Annotated in this window: 14 protein-coding genes and 3 tRNA genes; 4 read left to right on the top strand and 13 right to left on the bottom strand. The window is 40.8% G+C overall.

Annotated elements, in window-relative coordinates; genetic code table 11:
• The 6 genes from LBYS_RS11770 to LBYS_RS11795 all read right to left on the bottom strand — a co-directional run bounded on the left by LBYS_RS11770 (position 1) and on the right by LBYS_RS11795 (position 6,164).
• Positions 1 to 666 carry an ABC transporter ATP-binding protein gene (locus LBYS_RS11770; protein ID WP_013409081.1) on the bottom strand — a complete coding sequence of 222 codons (666 nt, stop codon included), beginning with the start codon at positions 664 to 666 and terminating at the stop codon, positions 1 to 3.
• Positions 663 to 2,054, bottom strand: coding sequence for a TolC family protein (locus LBYS_RS11775; protein WP_013409082.1), 1,392 nt, complete (start codon positions 2,052 to 2,054; stop codon positions 663 to 665). Before LBYS_RS11775 ends, LBYS_RS11770 begins: the two co-directional genes overlap by 4 nt.
• Complete coding sequence (locus tag LBYS_RS11780) at positions 2,051 to 3,283, bottom strand: efflux RND transporter periplasmic adaptor subunit (protein WP_013409083.1); 1,233 nt, start codon at positions 3,281 to 3,283, stop codon at positions 2,051 to 2,053. The genes LBYS_RS11775 and LBYS_RS11780 overlap by 4 nt, the downstream gene beginning before the upstream one ends.
• Before the next feature lie 575 nt (positions 3,284 to 3,858).
• Positions 3,859 to 4,587 (bottom strand): ribonuclease III, encoded by a 729-nt coding sequence (rnc, locus tag LBYS_RS11785; RefSeq protein WP_013409084.1) that lies wholly within the window; start codon positions 4,585 to 4,587, stop codon positions 3,859 to 3,861.
• 5 nt (positions 4,588 to 4,592) lie between these two features.
• On the bottom strand, positions 4,593 to 5,840 hold the full coding sequence (fabF, locus tag LBYS_RS11790) for a beta-ketoacyl-ACP synthase II (RefSeq protein WP_013409085.1): 1,248 nt from the start codon (positions 5,838 to 5,840) through the stop codon (positions 4,593 to 4,595).
• An 87-nt stretch (positions 5,841 to 5,927) separates the two neighbouring features.
• Positions 5,928 to 6,164, bottom strand: a complete 237-nt coding sequence (locus LBYS_RS11795; RefSeq protein ID WP_013409086.1) for an acyl carrier protein — start codon at positions 6,162 to 6,164, stop codon at positions 5,928 to 5,930.
• Positions 6,165 to 6,296: 132 nt separating this feature from the next.
• Between LBYS_RS11795 and kdsA the strand changes: the two genes are divergently transcribed.
• The 3 genes from kdsA to LBYS_RS11810 are packed head-to-tail and all read left to right on the top strand — an operon-like array spanning position 6,297 to position 9,015.
• Positions 6,297 to 7,112, top strand: a complete 816-nt coding sequence (gene kdsA / locus LBYS_RS11800; RefSeq protein WP_013409087.1) for a 3-deoxy-8-phosphooctulonate synthase — start codon at positions 6,297 to 6,299, stop codon at positions 7,110 to 7,112.
• A gap of 32 nt (positions 7,113 to 7,144) precedes the next feature.
• Positions 7,145 to 8,296 carry a 1-deoxy-D-xylulose-5-phosphate reductoisomerase gene (locus tag LBYS_RS11805; protein ID WP_013409088.1) on the top strand — a complete coding sequence of 384 codons (1,152 nt, stop codon included), beginning with the start codon at positions 7,145 to 7,147 and terminating at the stop codon, positions 8,294 to 8,296.
• Positions 8,293 to 9,015, top strand: a complete 723-nt coding sequence (locus LBYS_RS11810; protein ID WP_013409089.1) for an RluA family pseudouridine synthase — start codon at positions 8,293 to 8,295, stop codon at positions 9,013 to 9,015. The genes LBYS_RS11805 and LBYS_RS11810 overlap by 4 nt, the downstream gene beginning before the upstream one ends.
• 15 nt (positions 9,016 to 9,030) lie before the next feature.
• Here LBYS_RS11810 and LBYS_RS11815 read toward each other — a convergent pair whose 3' ends face one another.
• From LBYS_RS11815 to LBYS_RS11845, 7 genes are all read right to left on the bottom strand, one after another.
• Positions 9,031 to 10,314 carry an O-acetylhomoserine aminocarboxypropyltransferase/cysteine synthase family protein gene (locus LBYS_RS11815; RefSeq protein WP_013409090.1) on the bottom strand — a complete coding sequence of 428 codons (1,284 nt, stop codon included), beginning with the start codon at positions 10,312 to 10,314 and terminating at the stop codon, positions 9,031 to 9,033.
• Positions 10,315 to 10,363: 49 nt separating this feature from the next.
• A complete protein-coding gene (locus LBYS_RS11820; protein ID WP_013409091.1) occupies positions 10,364 to 11,905 on the bottom strand; it encodes a serine hydrolase in 1,542 nt (513 codons plus the stop codon).
• A gap of 2,161 nt (positions 11,906 to 14,066) precedes the next feature.
• Complete coding sequence (gene tuf, locus LBYS_RS11825; protein ID WP_013409093.1) at positions 14,067 to 15,254, bottom strand: elongation factor Tu; 1,188 nt, start codon at positions 15,252 to 15,254, stop codon at positions 14,067 to 14,069.
• Between the two features lie 125 nt (positions 15,255 to 15,379).
• Positions 15,380 to 15,451: transfer RNA gene (locus LBYS_RS11830), tRNA-Thr, on the bottom strand.
• 13 nt (positions 15,452 to 15,464) lie between these two features.
• Positions 15,465 to 15,537: transfer RNA gene (locus LBYS_RS11835), tRNA-Gly, on the bottom strand.
• Between the two features lie 13 nt (positions 15,538 to 15,550).
• Positions 15,551 to 15,633: transfer RNA gene (locus LBYS_RS11840), tRNA-Tyr, on the bottom strand.
• Positions 15,634 to 15,751: 118 nt separating this feature from the next.
• Entirely contained in the window at positions 15,752 to 16,144 is a 393-nt protein-coding gene (locus LBYS_RS11845) for a DUF3127 domain-containing protein (protein WP_222836513.1), read from the bottom strand.
• Positions 16,145 to 16,164: 20 nt separating this feature from the next.
• Here LBYS_RS11845 and LBYS_RS11850 point away from each other — a divergent pair, with 20 nt between their 5' ends.
• The gene (locus tag LBYS_RS11850) at positions 16,165 to 17,133 is read left to right on the top strand and encodes a hypothetical protein (protein ID WP_013409095.1); all 969 of its coding nucleotides are present in this window, start codon (positions 16,165 to 16,167) and stop codon (positions 17,131 to 17,133) included.
• The last annotated feature ends 15 nt before the right edge of the window (positions 17,134 to 17,148 follow it).

The following is a 17,148-nucleotide window of genomic DNA, read 5'->3' on the forward strand; positions in this document are numbered from 1 at the left end:
TTAATTCACCAGGTTTCCGTCATACAATCTCAATATCCTGTGCGTCTTCTTGGCCATACTCTCATCATGGGTCACCATCACTATGGTCACCTTTTGTTTTTCATTCAGGTCCAAAAGAAGTTGCATCACTTCATTCCCCAGCACAGAGTCCAGATTACCCGTAGGCTCATCTGCCATCACTATGGTAGGTTTCCCTACAATAGCTCTGGCTATGGCCACCCTTTGACGCTGACCACCCGAAAGTTGATTAGGAAAATGATCTTTTCTATTGCTCAAACCCACTTGCGCTAATGCTTCCTCTGACAGTCTCTTTCTTTCTGCAGTGCTCACTCCTCTATAAAGCAGTGGCAATTCCACATTATCTATAACAGATAGATCTGAAATCAGATGAAAACTTTGAAAGATGAAGCCCAGATGTTCGTTTCTAAAGCGGGCTAGTTCATTTTCCTTATGATCCTGCAGGTGCACTCCATGGATCTTAATACTTCCTTTACTAGGTAGATCTAAAAGTCCAATCATGTTTAATAAAGTAGACTTTCCGCAGCCGGAAGGGCCCATGATGGATACAAATTCTCCGGCATTGATGTGCAGAGAAATATCATTCAAAGCCACCGTCTCTAATACATCCGTGAAGTAGGATTTACTTACATTCTTTAGCTCAATCATAATGTCAATTGTTTTAATGTATAATAGGTTACCCAATATGCCCGTAAAAGCTGGGTATAGTTTCTCCAAGCTTGATCTCTTTCTGAAAATGCTATGCTAAGATCTGTAATGCTGATATCGTTCAATAAATACCTTTGATTTGCAATGTCATACCTTTGTCTAGCTATAGCTAAACTCTTTGCCCCCCATTCCACCTCTGCTTTTAATTCTTCGTACTGATGAACCCATTGTCGAACCATCTGCTTGAAATTCTTTTCGGCATACTCTGCCTCTAACTGAGTGTACTCCAGCTGAGCTTGTGCTGATTTGGTACTCCACTGTTTCTTTCCTCCGTCCAAAATAGGTACTCTTAAAGTAACCTGCACCAGATTCTCCATCTGTGGAACCTCATATGAGAGAGGGAAGCGGGCACCTGTTCCCACCCAACCGAGTGTAGCCGACAAGCTCCCTTGCCAACTGTGGTTTTGTCGGGTTTCTTTCAGTGCCCTTTCCGTTTCTAGTAAGAGCTTTTCCATTTGTTTCTTTTCGGGTCTATTCGCCCATGCCTTTTCTGCAGTAGCTTCAGGCAGAAAGGTTTCGAATAGTAGAATTTCAGGCATCTTCAGCACAAAGATTTCATCCTCTTCTACTCCATAACCCATGAGCTCCTTCAGATTGGCATTAGCCCTAATCACCTCTCTTTTGGCATTAATACTACTTTGCTCAGCGGAATGAAGACTGAGTTCCAACTGTAGTAGATCACTTTTAGAAATCTTCCCCAGCTTATCCCTTTCTAAGGCTATTTGATAGATCTTTTCTGAATTTTTAGCATTGGTTCGGGCTATTTCCAGATTTACCTGAGCACTTAAAAGCTCAAAAAAGGCAGTGGTTACTTCACTGGAAAGCTTGGCTTGACGTATGCGCCATTGCGCCTTTGTCAGATCTAAGCTTAAATCCGCCAGTTTTTTGTCCCACTTCATAGCATTGAAGGAGTTTAGAGGCTGCTCTATCCCTATGCGGAAAGGAACTGAATTATACTGAGTAGAACCTGTAAAATCTTGATACCTCCGAAGCCGAGTCTCTGCAAAGAAAAGCGTGTTTGATGACCTCAACCTTTGCGTAAGCTGAAGATTCAAGCTGCTGTTATCCTGAGAGATAGGCACAAAACTAATGGTACCGTCTGGCTGAGTAACCGCGGAAGTAGTTTTATAATATTGGGGCAAAGTTGCGCCCAAACTTAACTGAGGCTTGAACTCCGCATCCAGGTATTTCACATTAGTTTGAGCCACAAGCAGTTCCATTTCTGACTTCTTCGGACTCAAGGAAAATTCCTGAGCTAACCTAATGGCTTTATCTAAGCTCAAAGAGTCAGGCTGCTGGTAGAAGATCAATAGCAATAAGACTTTCATTTGATTTTTACTCTTGATTTATCTTCAAACAAACTCATATCTGAAATGATCACCTGATCTCCCGGTTGGAGACCACTGATGACTTCTACTTTATCAGAGGTTCTGAAACCCAGTTCTACTACCCTCTTCTTAGCCTCTGATCCGTTAACTACAAACAGCTCTTGAGATCTTCCGCCTTTGATCCCCGGTCCCATGGGTAAGAATTTACTTTCCTGACGGGTTTGGGTAACTATTCTGACCGGCACACGCATCTTGGGTCTTAAAGACTCGGATCCCGTATTCATTAATCTCACTTTACATTGGATAGTATTGTTTTCTATTGCGGGTAAGATCTGCTCTATTTCACCTTTTTCCACCTTTTGATTCAATTCTACCTGAACCTCTTGACCTACTTGGATCTTGTCTGCATGCATATCAGATACTTGTACCATAAGGGAATAAGCGGAAAGATTAGCTAGTTTAGCCAAAGGATCTCCCTCCTGCACTTGGGCTCCTATACGGTTTTCTATCCATGTTACCACTCCATCCACTTCGGCTCGTAAAGTGGCCTTTTGGATCTTTTGGGCTAGTTCATCTCTCCTTTGCCTTTGGATGGAGGACTGTAGTTCTTCTCCTTTTACAGAGGATGCAATGGACTCCTTTCTGTACTTCAGTTCATTTTCCAGCTTTTTCTTTTCCAAAAGTGCTATGGCGAGATTCTGCCGCGCTTGATCTACTTCTTCTTGAGTCATACCGCCAATGGATTTTAGTCGCAAAGCATCCTTAACCTGCGCTTCTAGATTCTTCACCTGTAGATCCTTCACCTGGTCATCCAGTTCTATCTCCCGGATGTTCTTTTCTAATTCAAGACGAAGACGCAGCACATTGTTTTCCTTCAGACTCAGTTCATCCGTTAAGCGCCTGAATTCCATATCTGCAAATTGTGTGTCTAGTAGCAGGATAGGGTCTCCCACTTTTACTTCTGATCCATTGTCCTTTAGAATCTGTTTCACTTTAGTGGCCAAGGGACTGATCAAGACGATTTCCGTGCTGGGTTCAACTAAGCCTGTAGCAGAAATGGTATTGACCATCCCTCCCGACTTCACCTCACCAAAAACTAAGTCCGTTCTTTTTACTGTAGGGAGCAAGGATTGCCGTAAAACCCAATAAGCTCCAAACACCAGTATAAGTGCGCCCAGGTACTTGATATACCTTGAGGGCTTTCTGTTTTGTGTAATTGCTTTATCCATGCTTCAAAAATGTGCACAGAAAAACAAAAAAATACAAGTAGTTGATTTATAACTCTTTACAATGTTGTCAATTTTGAAAAAGTGTCCCATTTTGGGACAGGAAGAAAATTTGGATATATGAAAAATAATTCGTAAATTAGTAATATAGGGTAAATATTGCAGATAACTAGTCTTGCTCCTTCTAGCTAGGTTATGGTAGAAGGAATGGGATCAGGTTCAGGACCTCATCACACTTTCAGCTAAAGTGTTTTTCAAAAAAAAAGTCGAGATGTGGAAGTAGAGTATTTCAAAGGGAGAAGATATAGATCCAATGGAAACACTAGGCTTTGTGTTTAACTATAGATGGACTAGACAAACGGGACAAAACGCTAACAAGCCTGAATGTCTACCACTTTTACGAATCTTGGAAAATCTTAACAGAGTTAAGCTTCAGGCGGAATAGGGGTTGAAAATCATTATTGACACCTGTTTGTGCCAAAAGACAAATAACTGCCAGCTATTGAGGAACTAGAAGTATCGTAGGGATTATCTGTTTTGAAGTTATAAGATATGGAGCAAAGTAGGCTTGTAAGAAATCAAGCCGACTGGATTTTCAAGATTCCGCAAGCTCTTCTGGAGGCATCTTGCTCGGCTTTTTTCTTATTCCATCCGTTACCGTTAGAGATGATTTCTCCGTCCACTAAGACTTGAGCTACAAATTCTCTACTGTGGTTCTTACCTTTTTCTTCCACAATGACGAACTCTACTTTCTTGCCTTCTGATTGTGCCCAACTTAAGATGGACGACTTGTAATTCGTATTATTGGAGATGACTTCGTCGAGGTCAAAGTGATTAGAGAGGAGTTTGGAGACTACAAACTTTTGCGTGAATTTATAGCCCTTATCCAGATAGATAGCCCCTATTAATGCTTCCATGGCATCACCCAAAAGAGAGGTGCGCTGGAAGTTTCTTGCTCCGTCAGATTCGATCAGATTTTCTAAGCCTAATCTACGTCCCACATTATTCAGGGATTCCCTGTTCACTATGCGTGAACGTATTTCCGTTAAGAAGCCTTCGTTTTTAAAGGGGTATTTTTTGAAAAGATATTCTCCTACGATCAGGCCTAGAACGGCATCTCCGAGGAATTCGAGGCGCTCATTGGATTCTCTAAAGCCTTTAAACATACTTTCCTTTGAGGCGGAAGTATGTCTAAAAGCGAGTTGATATAAGAGTGGATTAGACGGTTTTGCGCCGACAATCAGTTCAATGGCTCTATTGAATTCCTTGAATCTATTATCACGTCTGAAAAACCGCCCTATATCCATTCCCCTCAGAGCTTTCTGAATATCAATGTTGCATTATGTCCACCAAACCCAAAGCAGTTGCTTAGTGCCACGTTAATGGTTCTTTGCTTTGCTACATTTGGTGTCAAGTCTATACGAGGATCTATGGCCTCATCTATATTGAACAAGTTAATGGTAGGAGGCACGGTTTGGTGCATGATAGCTAATACAGAAGCCACGGACTCTACGGCTCCGGCCCCACCTAAAAGGTGACCGGTCATAGATTTTGTAGAACTGATAGACATGCTGTACGTATGCTCTCCAAATAATTGTTCTATAGCTTTGATCTCCTGTGGATCACCCAAAGGAGTAGAAGTTCCATGCGTGTTAATATAATCTACTTCAGAAGCTTCAATTCCAGCATCTTCTAAAGCGTCTTTCATGGAAAGGTAAGCCCCATATCCATCAGGATGTGGAGCGGTAATGTGGTATGCATCAGAAGAAAATCCTCCTCCTATCAACTCACAATATATCTTGGCACCCCTAGCTTTGGCATGCTCGTATTCCTCCAGAATCAATGCTGCCCCTCCTTCACCCAGTACAAAACCGTCACGATCCTTATCGTATGGTCTTGAAGCCGTCTTTGGATCGTCATTTCTTTCAGATAAAGCTTTAAGTCCATTAAAACCACCGATACCGGCCTGGGTATTAGAAGCTTCAGAGCCACCTGTAACACAGGCAGTCAGACGACCTAATCTGATGTAGTTAAATGCATCAATGATGGCATTGTTTGCTGAGGAACAGGCAGAAACCGTCACATAGTTCGGGCCTCTAAATCCGTGACGAATGGAAATCTGACCGGAAACTCCGTCAGCGATCATCTTAGGAATGAAGAAAGGATTAAAACGAGGAACTTTGTTGCCTTCAACATAGCTAAACATTTCATCCTCGAAGGTCTTAAGACCTCCTATACCTGATCCCCAAATAACCCCTACTTTGTTCTTGTCCACATTCTCTTCGGTCAATCCGGAATCTGCAATGGCCTGATCAGCCACTACTACACCAAACTGAGTGAATAAGTCCATTTTGCGAGCATCCTGACGCGGAATGAAATCAGTCACTTCAAAGTTCTTTACCTCGCAGGCAAATCTTGTTTTGAAGTTGGTGGCGTCAAATCGTGTAATGTAATCACTTCCACTGACTCCATTGGAAAGACCTTCCCAATATTCCTCCACCGTATTTCCAATGGGCGTTAAAGCTCCTAAACCGGTTACAACTACTCTTTTAAATGGCATATTCTAAAAAATTAAAAGTTCAATACCCCAATCTCAAATGCCGAAACATTCTCCAATAGAATATTGAACTTACTTTGAGCGAAATAATTATTTCGAATGTTCTTCCAAATAACTAATAGCTTGCCCAACGGTTTGGATATTTTCAGCTTGATCGTCAGGAATAGAAACGTTAAACTCTTTTTCGAACTCCATAATCAATTCTACTGTGTCTAGGGAATCCGCTCCCAAATCGTTTGTGAAAGAAGCTTCTGTGGTAACTTCTGCTTCGTCTACTCCTAATTTCTCAACGATAATTTTCTTAACTTTTGATGCAACGTCCGACATTTGAAAATGTATTTTGGTTAAAAACGGTACAAAGAAAAATAATTAACTTGAACCAACAAAATGATTAAGTGTTTTTCCAGCTTAAAGATAGAGTGCATATTTGTAGAATCAAAACACTTTTAGAAAGAAAAAATGCAATTATTCCTAGATAAGTTACAAAAATATAATTCCGGCAACTTCTTCCTGATGGCCGGTCCTTGTGCCATAGAAGGACGCGATATCGCCCTCAGTATAGCTGAAAAAATCGTTTCTTTGACGCAGAAATACGAGATTCCTTACATTTTTAAGGGTTCCTATAGAAAAGCTAACCGAACCAAAGCCAATAGCTTTACGGGTATAGGTGATGAAAAGGCATTAAAAATTTTAAAAGAAGTTAGTGACACCTTCGGAGTGCCGGTAGTTACTGATATTCATGAATCGCATGAAGCCGCCATGGCCGCAGAATATGTAGATGTGCTGCAGATTCCCGCATTCCTTTGTCGCCAAACCGAACTTCTAGAAGCCGCGGCGAAAACCGGTAAAGCCGTGAACATCAAAAAAGGGCAATTCCTTTCCGGAGCTTCTATGGGCTTTGCGGTAGAGAAGATCAAAAGTGTTAACCCAGACGCTCCTACCATCTTAACGGATAGAGGAAACTCCTTCGGTTACTCTGACCTTGTAGTAGATTACAGAAATCTAGTAGAAATGGCTAAGTTTGAAGTTCCGGTAGTGATGGACTGTACCCACTCTCTACAGAAACCCAATCAAACTTCCGGAATTACGGGCGGAGATCCTACCATGATCTCAACTATAGCCAAGGCAGCCATCGCCGTAGGTGCTGACGGGCTATTCATTGAGACTCACCCGGATCCGAAAAATGCTAAATCAGACGGAGCTAACATGCTGCATCTGGATAATTTAGAGAATCTTTTGCAGGATTTGGTCAGGATCAGACAAGCCGTAAGGTAGTTCGCTAGGAAACCCGTATTTTTGTGATTGAAATGAAGAAAAACATTGCAATACTCGGGTCCACTGGCTCCATTGGCACGCAAGCCTTGGAGGTGATCGCTTCGCATCCTGACCTCTTTGAGGTGGAAGTGTTGACCGCCCAAAAGAACGCAAATCTTCTGATTCAACAAGCGGTGCAGTTTAAACCTAACGTAGTGGTCATCGGTGATGAGCATCTGTACGACAAGGTTCATTCTGCTTTAGACCCTCTAGACATCAAGGTATATAGCGGAGCTAATGCCCTGAAATCTGTAGTGGAAAACGAGAACGTGCACGTAGTCTTGACGGCATTAGTGGGCTATAGCGGACTTTTGCCTACTATTCATGCCATCAAAGCGGGAAAAACTATTGCCCTTGCTAATAAGGAAACCTTAGTAGTGGCAGGTGACCTGATAACGGGTTTGGCCATAGAACATAAAGTAGATATTCTACCGGTAGATTCTGAGCACTCTGCCATTTTTCAATGTTTAGTAGGAGAATATTATAACCCTATTGAAAAGATTATCCTCACGGCCTCAGGAGGACCTTTTAGAGGCAAGGATCTGGAATACCTTAAACAGGTGACTAAGATTCAAGCGCTGAAGCATCCCAACTGGGACATGGGGGCTAAGATCACCATTGACTCTGCCAGCCTCATGAACAAAGGTCTTGAGGTGATAGAAGCCAAATGGCTGTTTGATCTACGTCCGGACCAAATAGACGTGGTAGTACACCCCCAAAGTATTATCCACTCAATGGTTCAATTTGAAGATGGAAGCATTAAAGCGCAGATGGGACTTCCGGATATGAAGTTACCCATTCAGTATGCCTTAGGATTCCCTAAAAGAATCAAGAACAACTTTGAACGATTTGATTTCCTCAAATATCCTCAGCTTACCTTTGAAGCACCGGATCTAAAAACGTTCAAGAACTTGGATATGGCCTACCACTCCCTTAGAAAAGGAGGAAATATGCCATGTATTTTAAATGCAGCGAATGAAATTGCCGTAGAAGCTTTTCTGCAAGACAAAATTAGTTTCCCCGGCATGTCAGATCTCATCGCTCATTGCCTTGAAAAGATTTCCTATGTAGGAAAACCTGACCTGGAAACATACATAGAAACCGATCAAGAAACACGGCGAATAGCCTTAGAACAAGTATCATGAAACCATTTCACGTCATATACGAGGACAATCACCTCATAGTAGTAAACAAGGCTGCAGGTGTCCTGGTGCATTCGGATAGCACCGGTGATAAGACCCTGGAAGACTACGTAAAAGAATATATTAAGGACAAGTACAACAAGCCCGGGGAAGTATTCTTAGGCACTGTACATCGCCTGGATCGCCCAGTGAGTGGGGTTGTCATCTTTGCCAGAACATCAAAAGCTCTGACCCGTATGAACGAATTGTTCAAAAAGCGTCAGATCCAAAAGACCTATTGGGCCATTACCATGCGTAAACCGGAAAAGAAATCCGGAAGATTGACCCACTGGTTAAGAAAAGATTCGGTACAGAACAAAACAGAAGCCTTTGAATCTGAGGTAGAAGGAGCACAGCGTGCAGATTTGGACTACAGATACGTAGGAACTCTAAATAAACACCACCTGATTGAAGTAAATCCTATTACCGGTAGACCACATCAGATTCGTGTTCAGTTAGCCAGTATGGGTACTCCTATAAAAGGGGATGTAAAATATGGCTCTCCGAAAGGAAATGCAGATGGATCTATTTTCTTGCACGCCCGAAGAGTATATTTCATTCATCCGGTGAAGAAGGAACCATTAGTGATCAAAGCTCCGGTTCCACCGAATGCTTTCTGGGAGGAATTCCTGGAATTAGATAAAGAAGAATATAAAGAAGACACGCTCAAGTACCTCTACTGAGCGTGTCTCTGCCTTTTAGGCTTGTAATGCCTGTTCTATATCTGCAATGATATCATCAATGTGCTCAATGCCTACAGATACACGTAGGCCTGTTGGAGTTACCCCTGCTGAAGCTTGTTCTGCTTCACTCAACTGAGAATGAGTAGTAGAAGCAGGATGTATAATCAAGGTCTTAGAGTCCCCAACATTAGCCAAATGACTGATCAGCTTTAAACTGTTCACAAACTTCTCAGCTGCGGCTTTATCTCCATGTAGTTCGAAGGAAAGCATTCCACCAAATCCCCTTTCCAAGTATTTCTTAGCCAAAGTATGGTAGGGATTTTCCGGCAAGCCCAGATAATTCACACTCTTGACGGCCGGATGCGCTTTTAACCATTCTGCTAGTTTTTGGGCATTTTCATTCGTCCTTTCTATACGTAATGATAAGGTCTCAAGGCCTTGTAGAAGAAGGAAAGAATTAAATGGACTGGCAGCTGGACCCCAATCTCTCAAACCTTCTACGCGGGCACGTATGATGAACTGAATATTTCCAAATGGACCACCTACTCCAAAAACCTCACTAAATACTAGTCCGTGATAGCTAGGAGAAGGCTGACTAAACTGTGGAAACTTCCCATTTCCCCAATTGTAATTTCCTCCGTCCACTATAACTCCACCTATGGATGTACCGTGTCCTCCAATCCATTTTGTTGCAGATTCCACTACCACATTTGCTCCGTGCTGTAAAGGCTTGAACAAAGCCCCTCCGGCTCCAAAGGTATTATCTACCACAAGTGGTAAATCATATTTCTTGGCAAGTGCAGCAAAGGCCTCAAAATCAGGAACACTATATCCCGGGTTACCGATGGTTTCTAAGTAGATCAACTTAGTCTTCTCGTCAATTAAAGACTCAAAGCTTTCCACCTTGTCGTCTTTCGCAAAACGCGCTTCTACTCCTATGTTTTTGAAAGAATTCTTAAACTGATTAAATGTGCCCCCATACAGATAAGGAGTTGTTACAAAATTATCCCCTACTGAAGTGATATTATTGATGGCAATGAACTGGGCTGCATGACCGGAGCTAACTGCCAATGCCCCTACCCCACCATGCAATGCGGCCATTCGCTTTTCAAACACATCGTTTGTAGGATTCATAATCCGGCTATAAATATTACCGAATTCTTTCAATGCAAAGAGGTTTGCACCATGCTCCGCAGAGTTGAATACATAAGAAGTGGTTTGATAAATGGGCACCGCTCTAGCGTTTGTAGCGGGATCAGGCACTTGGCCGGCATGCAACTGTAGGGTCTCGAATTTCATATGCTAGTTTTCTTTAGTCTATTATATCTATAGACAAAATAAGGTATTATCATTTTTCTTTCCAAATCTTTCTAGAAAAATTCAGGTCTTGGAAGTCAAAACTAAAATCTGTTAGTGGAGAAATGGCATTTATCTTGATGGTTTCGGCCTTTCCTTCCTTGTCCAATCCAAAGATAACATAGGCATCAGCATCCATGGATCGATCTTCCCATTTGGCTATAAAGGTATTGCCTTTATAGAAATATAGGGGACCGGAAATTCTAGGTGCCATTTTGGAACGGAAATACAACTGTCCCTTTTCTTCTTTAACTTCTACCTCTCCAAACCAAGGATCCACATAAGTACCTTGCACGTCAATGGGTGCTTTCTGTCCAACTGCCCTACTGATCTCTGCCTCAACCTGAGCTTTGATCTCATCCGCTTCCTTATTAGCAGCTTTAACTCTTTCGTCATAATAAGCCACCCAATCCCTTTGACCTTTAAGTCCTAAATAACTATCCTTAATGGTATTGGAGATGGATGCAAAAGCAGCGCCTACTTGTTGGTTAGTATAAACTAAAATCCCCAACTTAAGATCCGGTATAAGTACCGTTTGTGTAACAATCCCTGCTAATCCTCCTGTATGGCTCACTTGCTTGTAGCCTTTAACATCATTGATCACCCAACCTAAACCGTATGCCGAGAAATGGGTATTATAATATCCCGGATTACCCGCATTCATAAGCGTTTGCGGGGTCCAAACCTCACGTAAGGTATTGGGACTTAGGATCTGTTTATCTCCTAACTTTCCGTTGTTAAGAAGGGCAAGGACCCATTTGGACATATCATTAACTGAGGCATAAATACCCCCAGCTGCATTAGCATTAGGGGACCAATCCCTCCTTATCACTGATAATTTACCATCCACGTAAAAATGGGGATCTGTTACATTAGATTTATCTTTCAAGAGTTCAAAGGACGGTGCTGCTGTAGGAATGCCTAGGGGCTCCAAAAATCTCTTTTGAATAAACTCTTCCCATTTTATGCCGCTAACTCTTTCAATTACTTCCCCTGCCACAATGTATAGGAGGTTATCATAGTCGTACTTAGTACGGAAAGAAGACACCGGCTTCAGATGTCTTAGGTTATGAATAATATCTTTTTTGGTGAAATGATTATCATCAGGCCAAAACATCAAATCACCGGCACCTAGCCCCAAACCACTTCTATGAGTCAGAAGATCGCGGATAGTAAATTCTGCGGTGACGTAGGGATCATACAACTTGAATTCCGGTATAAAATCACTCACCTTGGAATCCCAGGTAAGCTTCCCCTCTTCCATAAGTAAACCCAGAGCTGCAGCTGTAAAAGCTTTTGAATTTGAAGCAATACCATATTTGGTATCGGCAGTGACGGATTGTTTGGTATTCAAGGAGCGAACACCATACCCTTTAGCATGGACCACTTGACCGTCTTTAATCACGGCCACTGCTATACCGGGCACATCAAAGGTCTTTAAGGTTTTCTCTACCAACTGATCAATCTCAACAGAACTTAACTGCCCAAAACCACAAAACGGCAATAAAAGGAGGAGGAATAGATATCTTTTCATGGAATTAAGAGATGGAAGAATTTAATATTTAAGGAAGGGTTACCAAAAAGCATTTGGCTTTTTGGACTAAGAACTAAAGACTTAAAATTAAGGATCTTTTAGTATTTAAACGGTCAAAACTATCAACGAAAATAAAACTAATTGTACCAAAATTATTAATTATTAGTTAATCCAGTAGCGTCGATTTGGATAAAAATCTGCAAAAATCTGAAGCACTGCACTTTAAGCTAAAAAAAACATGAATATTCTTTCTCTACTTTTTTGGCGCAAGGGTCCGACCGTTCGGAAAGTAGCAAAAAAACATGAATTTTATGATGTCCTCCTTCGCTTCGCTCAAACGGACCATAAAATTCGGTCAAAGGAAGTTTTTTTTTAACGAAGAGCTACCAAAAAGCCAAAGGCTTTTTGGAAAAAAAATTACGGTCATTTAGTAATTAGACGGTTAAAATTACCGTCCTAAATAATACTTATTGATCCGAAATATTAGTTACCAATAACTTTTGCTTAGGGCAATACTTACGGAAAGTAACCAAAAACCATGAATTTCATGATGTCCTCTTTCGCTTCGCTCAAACGGACCATAAAATTCGGTCAAAGGAAGTTTTTTTTTTAACGAAGAGCTACCAAAAAGCCTTTGGCTTTTTGGACAAAAAATTACGGTCATTTAGTATTTACACGGTTAAAATTAACGTCCTAAATAATACTTATTGATCCGAAATATTAGTTACCAATAACTTTTGCTTAGGGCAATGCTTACGGAAAGTAACCAAAAACCATGAATTTCATGATGTCCTCTTTCGCTTCGCTCAAACGGACCATAAAATTCGGTCAAAGGAAGTTCTTTTTATTTAATATTTAAGGAAGAGCTACCAAAAAGCCTTTGGCTTTTTGGACTAAAAACTAATCACTAAAAACTAATCACTAAAAACTAATCACTAAAAACTAATCACTAAAAACTAATCACTAAGAACTAAAAATTAAGGAAAGTTAGTATTTAAATAGTTAAAATTAACGTCATAAATAATACTTATTGATCCGAAATATTAGTTCCCAATAACTTTTGCTTAGGGCAATACTTAAGAAAAGTAACTATAAAAACATGAATATTCTTCTTGTTACTTTTTTGGAGCAAGGGTCCGACCGTTCGGAAAGTAGCAAAAAATCATGAATTTTCTTTCTCTACTTTTTTTGGTGCAAAAAAAGTAGCAAAAAAAACATGAATTTTATGATGTCCTCTTTCGCTTCGCTCAAACGGACCATAAAATTCGGTCAAAGGAACATTAGTATTTAATGTTTAATAAGTAATATTTAAGGAAGAGCTACCAAAAAGCCAAAGGCTTATTGGACTAAAAACTAATCAGTAAGAACTAATCAGTAAGAACTAAAAATTAAGGAACATTAGTATTTTTTCTTCCGAAACTATTAATTATTAGTTAATCGCGAAGCGTCTATTAGGATAAAACTGGACTTTAATTAAAAGGAGCGCCTATTAAGCTAAAAGACATGAATATTCCTCATGTTACTTTTTTGGAGCAAGGGTCCGTCCTTACGGAAAGTAACCAAAAAACATGAATTTTAGAATGGCCTCTCTCACTACGTTCGAACGGCCTCTAAAATTCGATTAAAGGATCATTTAGTATTTAAACGGTTAAAATTACCGTCCTAAATAATACTTATTGATCCGAAATATTAGTTCCCAAAAACTTTTGCTCAGCGGAAAACTTACGAAAAGTAACTATAAATACAAGAATATTCTTCTTGTTACTTTATTGGCGCAAAGGTCCGTCCTTACGGAAAGTAGCAAAAAAACATGAATATTCTTCTTGTTACTTTTTTGGCGCAAAAAAGTAACCAAAAAACATGAATTTTATGATGTCCTCTTTCGCTTCGCTCAAACGGACCATAAAATTCGGTCAAAGAAGGTTTTTTTATTTAATGAAAAGCTACCAAAAAGCCAAAGGCTTTTTGGACTAAAAACTAAGCAGTAGGAACTAAAAATTAAGGAACATTAGTATTTATTCTTCCGAAAGTATTAATAATAAGTTCCTCCAGAACAATATTTAGGATCAAAAGCCTCAAAACTTAAAAATAAATATTAAATCACCAATAAAAAAGAGCTCTCATTCCTGAGAGCTCTTTTAAATATATCGCTTGAGATCGATTATTCGATGATTTCAGTTACCTGACCAGCACCTACTGTACGACCACCTTCACGGATCGCGAAACGAAGACCTTTATCCATCGCAATAGCGTTGATCAAGTGTACTTCGATAGTCACGTTATCACCAGGCATTACCATTTCGATGTTCTCAGGTAAGAAGATCTCACCAGTAACGTCAGTGGTTCTGAAGTAGAATTGAGGACGGTATTTGTTGAAGAATGGAGTGTGACGACCACCTTCTTCTTTAGACAATACGTAAACCTCAGCTTTGAATTTAGTGTGTGGCTTAACAGAACCTGGTTTACAGATTACCATACCACGACGGATTTGATCTTTATCAATACCTCTTAGAAGTAGACCTACGTTATCACCAGCCTCACCTCTGTCAAGGATCTTACGGAACATTTCCACACCTGTTACTGTAGATTTCAAACCTTCAGCACCCATACCTAAGATATCAACAGGATCACCAGAGTTGATAACACCTGTTTCGATACGACCAGTAGCAACAGTACCACGACCAGTGATCGAGAATACGTCTTCAACTGGCATTAGGAATGGCTTATCAGTAGCTCTCGCAGGAAGTGGAATCCAGTTATCAACTGCATCCATCAACTCATCGATTTTAGCTACCCACTGAGGCTCTCCATTCAAGCCACCAAGAGCTGAACCTTGAATCACAGGAATATTATCACCATCAAAACCGTAGAATGACAACAACTCTCTGATCTCCATTTCAACAAGATCTAAAAGTTCTGGATCATCTACAAGGTCAACTTTGTTCATAAATACAACAAGTTGAGGTACACCTACCTGACGTGCAAGAAGGATGTGCTCACGAGTTTGTGGCATAGGACCGTCAGTAGCTGCAACTACGATGATCGCACCGTCCATCTGAGCAGCACCTGTAACCATGTTTTTCACGTAGTCAGCGTGACCAGGACAGTCAACGTGAGCATAGTGACGGTTAGCAGTTTCATACTCCACGTGTGAAGTGTTGATAGTGATACCACGCTCTTTTTCTTCAGGAGCATTGTCAATTGACGAGAAATCTCTCTTCTGAGCTAAACCTTTGTTCGCAAGAACGGTAGAGATAGCAGCAGTAAGAGTAGTTTTACCGTGGTCAACGTGACCGATAGTACCAATATTCACGTGAGGCTTACTACGGTCAAAATTTTCTTTTGCCATTTTATTTAATGAATTTTATTTGTTCTAACTATTTACTAAAACCTAAAGAGCCAACAACACAAAATGAACCCTAAATACATTCAGAGTTCCTAAAAAATTCCTGCTGCCTTTTTAGAATTTTGCAGAGCCTTTGAGCAGGATTGAACTGCCGACCTCTTCCTTACCAAGGAAGTGCTCTACCACTGAGCTACAAAGGCTTATGGAATTTTGAGCGGGAGACGGGGCTCGAACCCGCCACCTATAGCTTGGAAGGCTATCGCTCTACCAAATGAGCTACTCCCGCTTATATTTAATTGTGGGGGCGGATGGATTCGAACCACCGTAGGCATACACCAGCAGATTTACAGTCTGCCCCATTTGGCCACTCTGGTACACCCCCGACTCTTCAAAGAACTTGTCCCTTTCTCTAAGGAGTTGCAAAATTAGAGGATTTTATAATTCACACCAAATTTTTGAGACAAATTTTTGGGAAATTTTTTTAGTCCTCTGAGTCCCAATTAGAACGGCAAATCGTCTTCGCCTTCTAAAGAACTTGGAACAGGTGTAGATGGCATAGATGAAGCACTAGCTCCACTAACCTCACCTCCTACTCTCTCAATTCTCCAACCCTGAATACTATTAAAATAACGAGTCTCGCCCTGTGGATTTACCCACTCACGTCCTCTTAAGTTAATGGATACCCTTACGGAATCCCCCACATTATAGTCATTTAATAAATCCGTGTTCCCCTGAGTGAACTCTATTAAGATATGCTGTGGGTATTGATCCTCCGTAGTCACCACTAACTCCCTCTTCTTAAAAGATGGGCTTACCTGCTGCTCCGGATTGATTACCTTTATGCTTCCTGTAACTTCCATTATACTTACTTTTGTGAGTACAAATATACGCATCGAATTCTTTTCAGGGAAATATGCTCGAACGAATAATTTTAGAAATCGAAAAGGAAATACACCAAAACCCCTTCCAATGGGCCAGAAGATTCACCCCCTTTTGGCACTATAATCGCAAGGATAACAACCTTTTTTCCCTTGCTTCCACCCTCTTTATCCTGCAAAATTTTGTACCCAATGAAAATTTGCAAAACCTGAAAAAAATTATTCTCAACTACTACCCCTACTATAAAAATAAAGACGGCAGAATTACCTATAATTTTTACCCTACAAAACCCTCAAAACATTTCCCACACGGCTATGTCATGCAGTATTCGGACCACTTCCGACTCCCAGATGACATAGATGACACCGCCTTAGTTCACCTCACCCAAAATTCACCTAAGGCCGAAGTAGAAGAACTACATCAACTCTGCCAAAACTTTTTGCACCAGCTCCCCAACAGGGAACCGGTTTACTGTACCTGGTTTGGAAAGAATATGCCTACCGAAACCGACCTTTGTGCCCTTCTAAACCTAATGTACCTCTTTAACCAATACCAGATCCCTTACTCCAAGATCGATATAAACACCTATAATTACTTAGCTGAACAAATCACCAACGTCTTGCGCCAGCCTTTTCAACTCGCCAGGCATTATGCACATCCCGCACTCATCCTATACCACTACACCAGACTCATAAGTAAATTCTCCACCCCCCTAGATCACATTCGAACCACTCTGTTGCAGGAAATTCATAAAACCTTGGAGACACCTCACCCTCCTATGTTCAGAATCTTATTAGAAACCTCCTTAATGAAACTAGGAGAAACTCGCCCCCCATTAAACGATTTTTCAGATAAAGATTTCTATACCTTTATAGGAGCTCCATTGGCCCCCTTTCCCTCCCTCTTCAAATGGGCCTCACTTCCCGCTTACCAAATGTTTTGGACCTCAAAAATCCATAACTTTGCCCTTATAGCTGAATATCAATATTACAGAGACGCCTAATTCCTTAACTTTGTT

The sequence above is a fragment of the Leadbetterella byssophila DSM 17132 genome (genome assembly GCF_000166395.1).
Lineage (GTDB): Bacteria > Bacteroidota > Bacteroidia > Cytophagales > Spirosomataceae > Leadbetterella > Leadbetterella byssophila.

Excerpts from the sequence above, each read along its gene's own strand:
- LBYS_RS11770 (WP_013409081.1), bottom strand. The coding sequence starts at position 666 with ATGATTGAGCTAAAGAATGTAAGTAAATCCTACTTCACGGATGTATTA.
- LBYS_RS11775 (WP_013409082.1), bottom strand. The coding sequence starts at position 2,054 with ATGAAAGTCTTATTGCTATTGATCTTCTACCAGCAGCCTGACTCTTTG.
- LBYS_RS11780 (WP_013409083.1), bottom strand. The coding sequence starts at position 3,283 with ATGGATAAAGCAATTACACAAAACAGAAAGCCCTCAAGGTATATCAAG.
- rnc (WP_013409084.1), bottom strand. The coding sequence starts at position 4,587 with ATGGATATAGGGCGGTTTTTCAGACGTGATAATAGATTCAAGGAATTC.
- fabF (WP_013409085.1), bottom strand. The coding sequence starts at position 5,840 with ATGCCATTTAAAAGAGTAGTTGTAACCGGTTTAGGAGCTTTAACGCCC.
- LBYS_RS11795 (WP_013409086.1), bottom strand. The coding sequence starts at position 6,164 with ATGTCGGACGTTGCATCAAAAGTTAAGAAAATTATCGTTGAGAAATTA.
- kdsA (WP_013409087.1), top strand. The coding sequence starts at position 6,297 with ATGCAATTATTCCTAGATAAGTTACAAAAATATAATTCCGGCAACTTC.
- LBYS_RS11805 (WP_013409088.1), top strand. The coding sequence starts at position 7,145 with ATGAAGAAAAACATTGCAATACTCGGGTCCACTGGCTCCATTGGCACG.
- LBYS_RS11810 (WP_013409089.1), top strand. The coding sequence starts at position 8,293 with ATGAAACCATTTCACGTCATATACGAGGACAATCACCTCATAGTAGTA.
- LBYS_RS11815 (WP_013409090.1), bottom strand. The coding sequence starts at position 10,314 with ATGAAATTCGAGACCCTACAGTTGCATGCCGGCCAAGTGCCTGATCCC.
- LBYS_RS11820 (WP_013409091.1), bottom strand. The coding sequence starts at position 11,905 with ATGAAAAGATATCTATTCCTCCTCCTTTTATTGCCGTTTTGTGGTTTT.
- tuf (WP_013409093.1), bottom strand. The coding sequence starts at position 15,254 with ATGGCAAAAGAAAATTTTGACCGTAGTAAGCCTCACGTGAATATTGGT.
- LBYS_RS11845 (WP_222836513.1), bottom strand. The coding sequence starts at position 16,144 with ATGCGTATATTTGTACTCACAAAAGTAAGTATAATGGAAGTTACAGGA.
- LBYS_RS11850 (WP_013409095.1), top strand. The coding sequence starts at position 16,165 with ATGCTCGAACGAATAATTTTAGAAATCGAAAAGGAAATACACCAAAAC.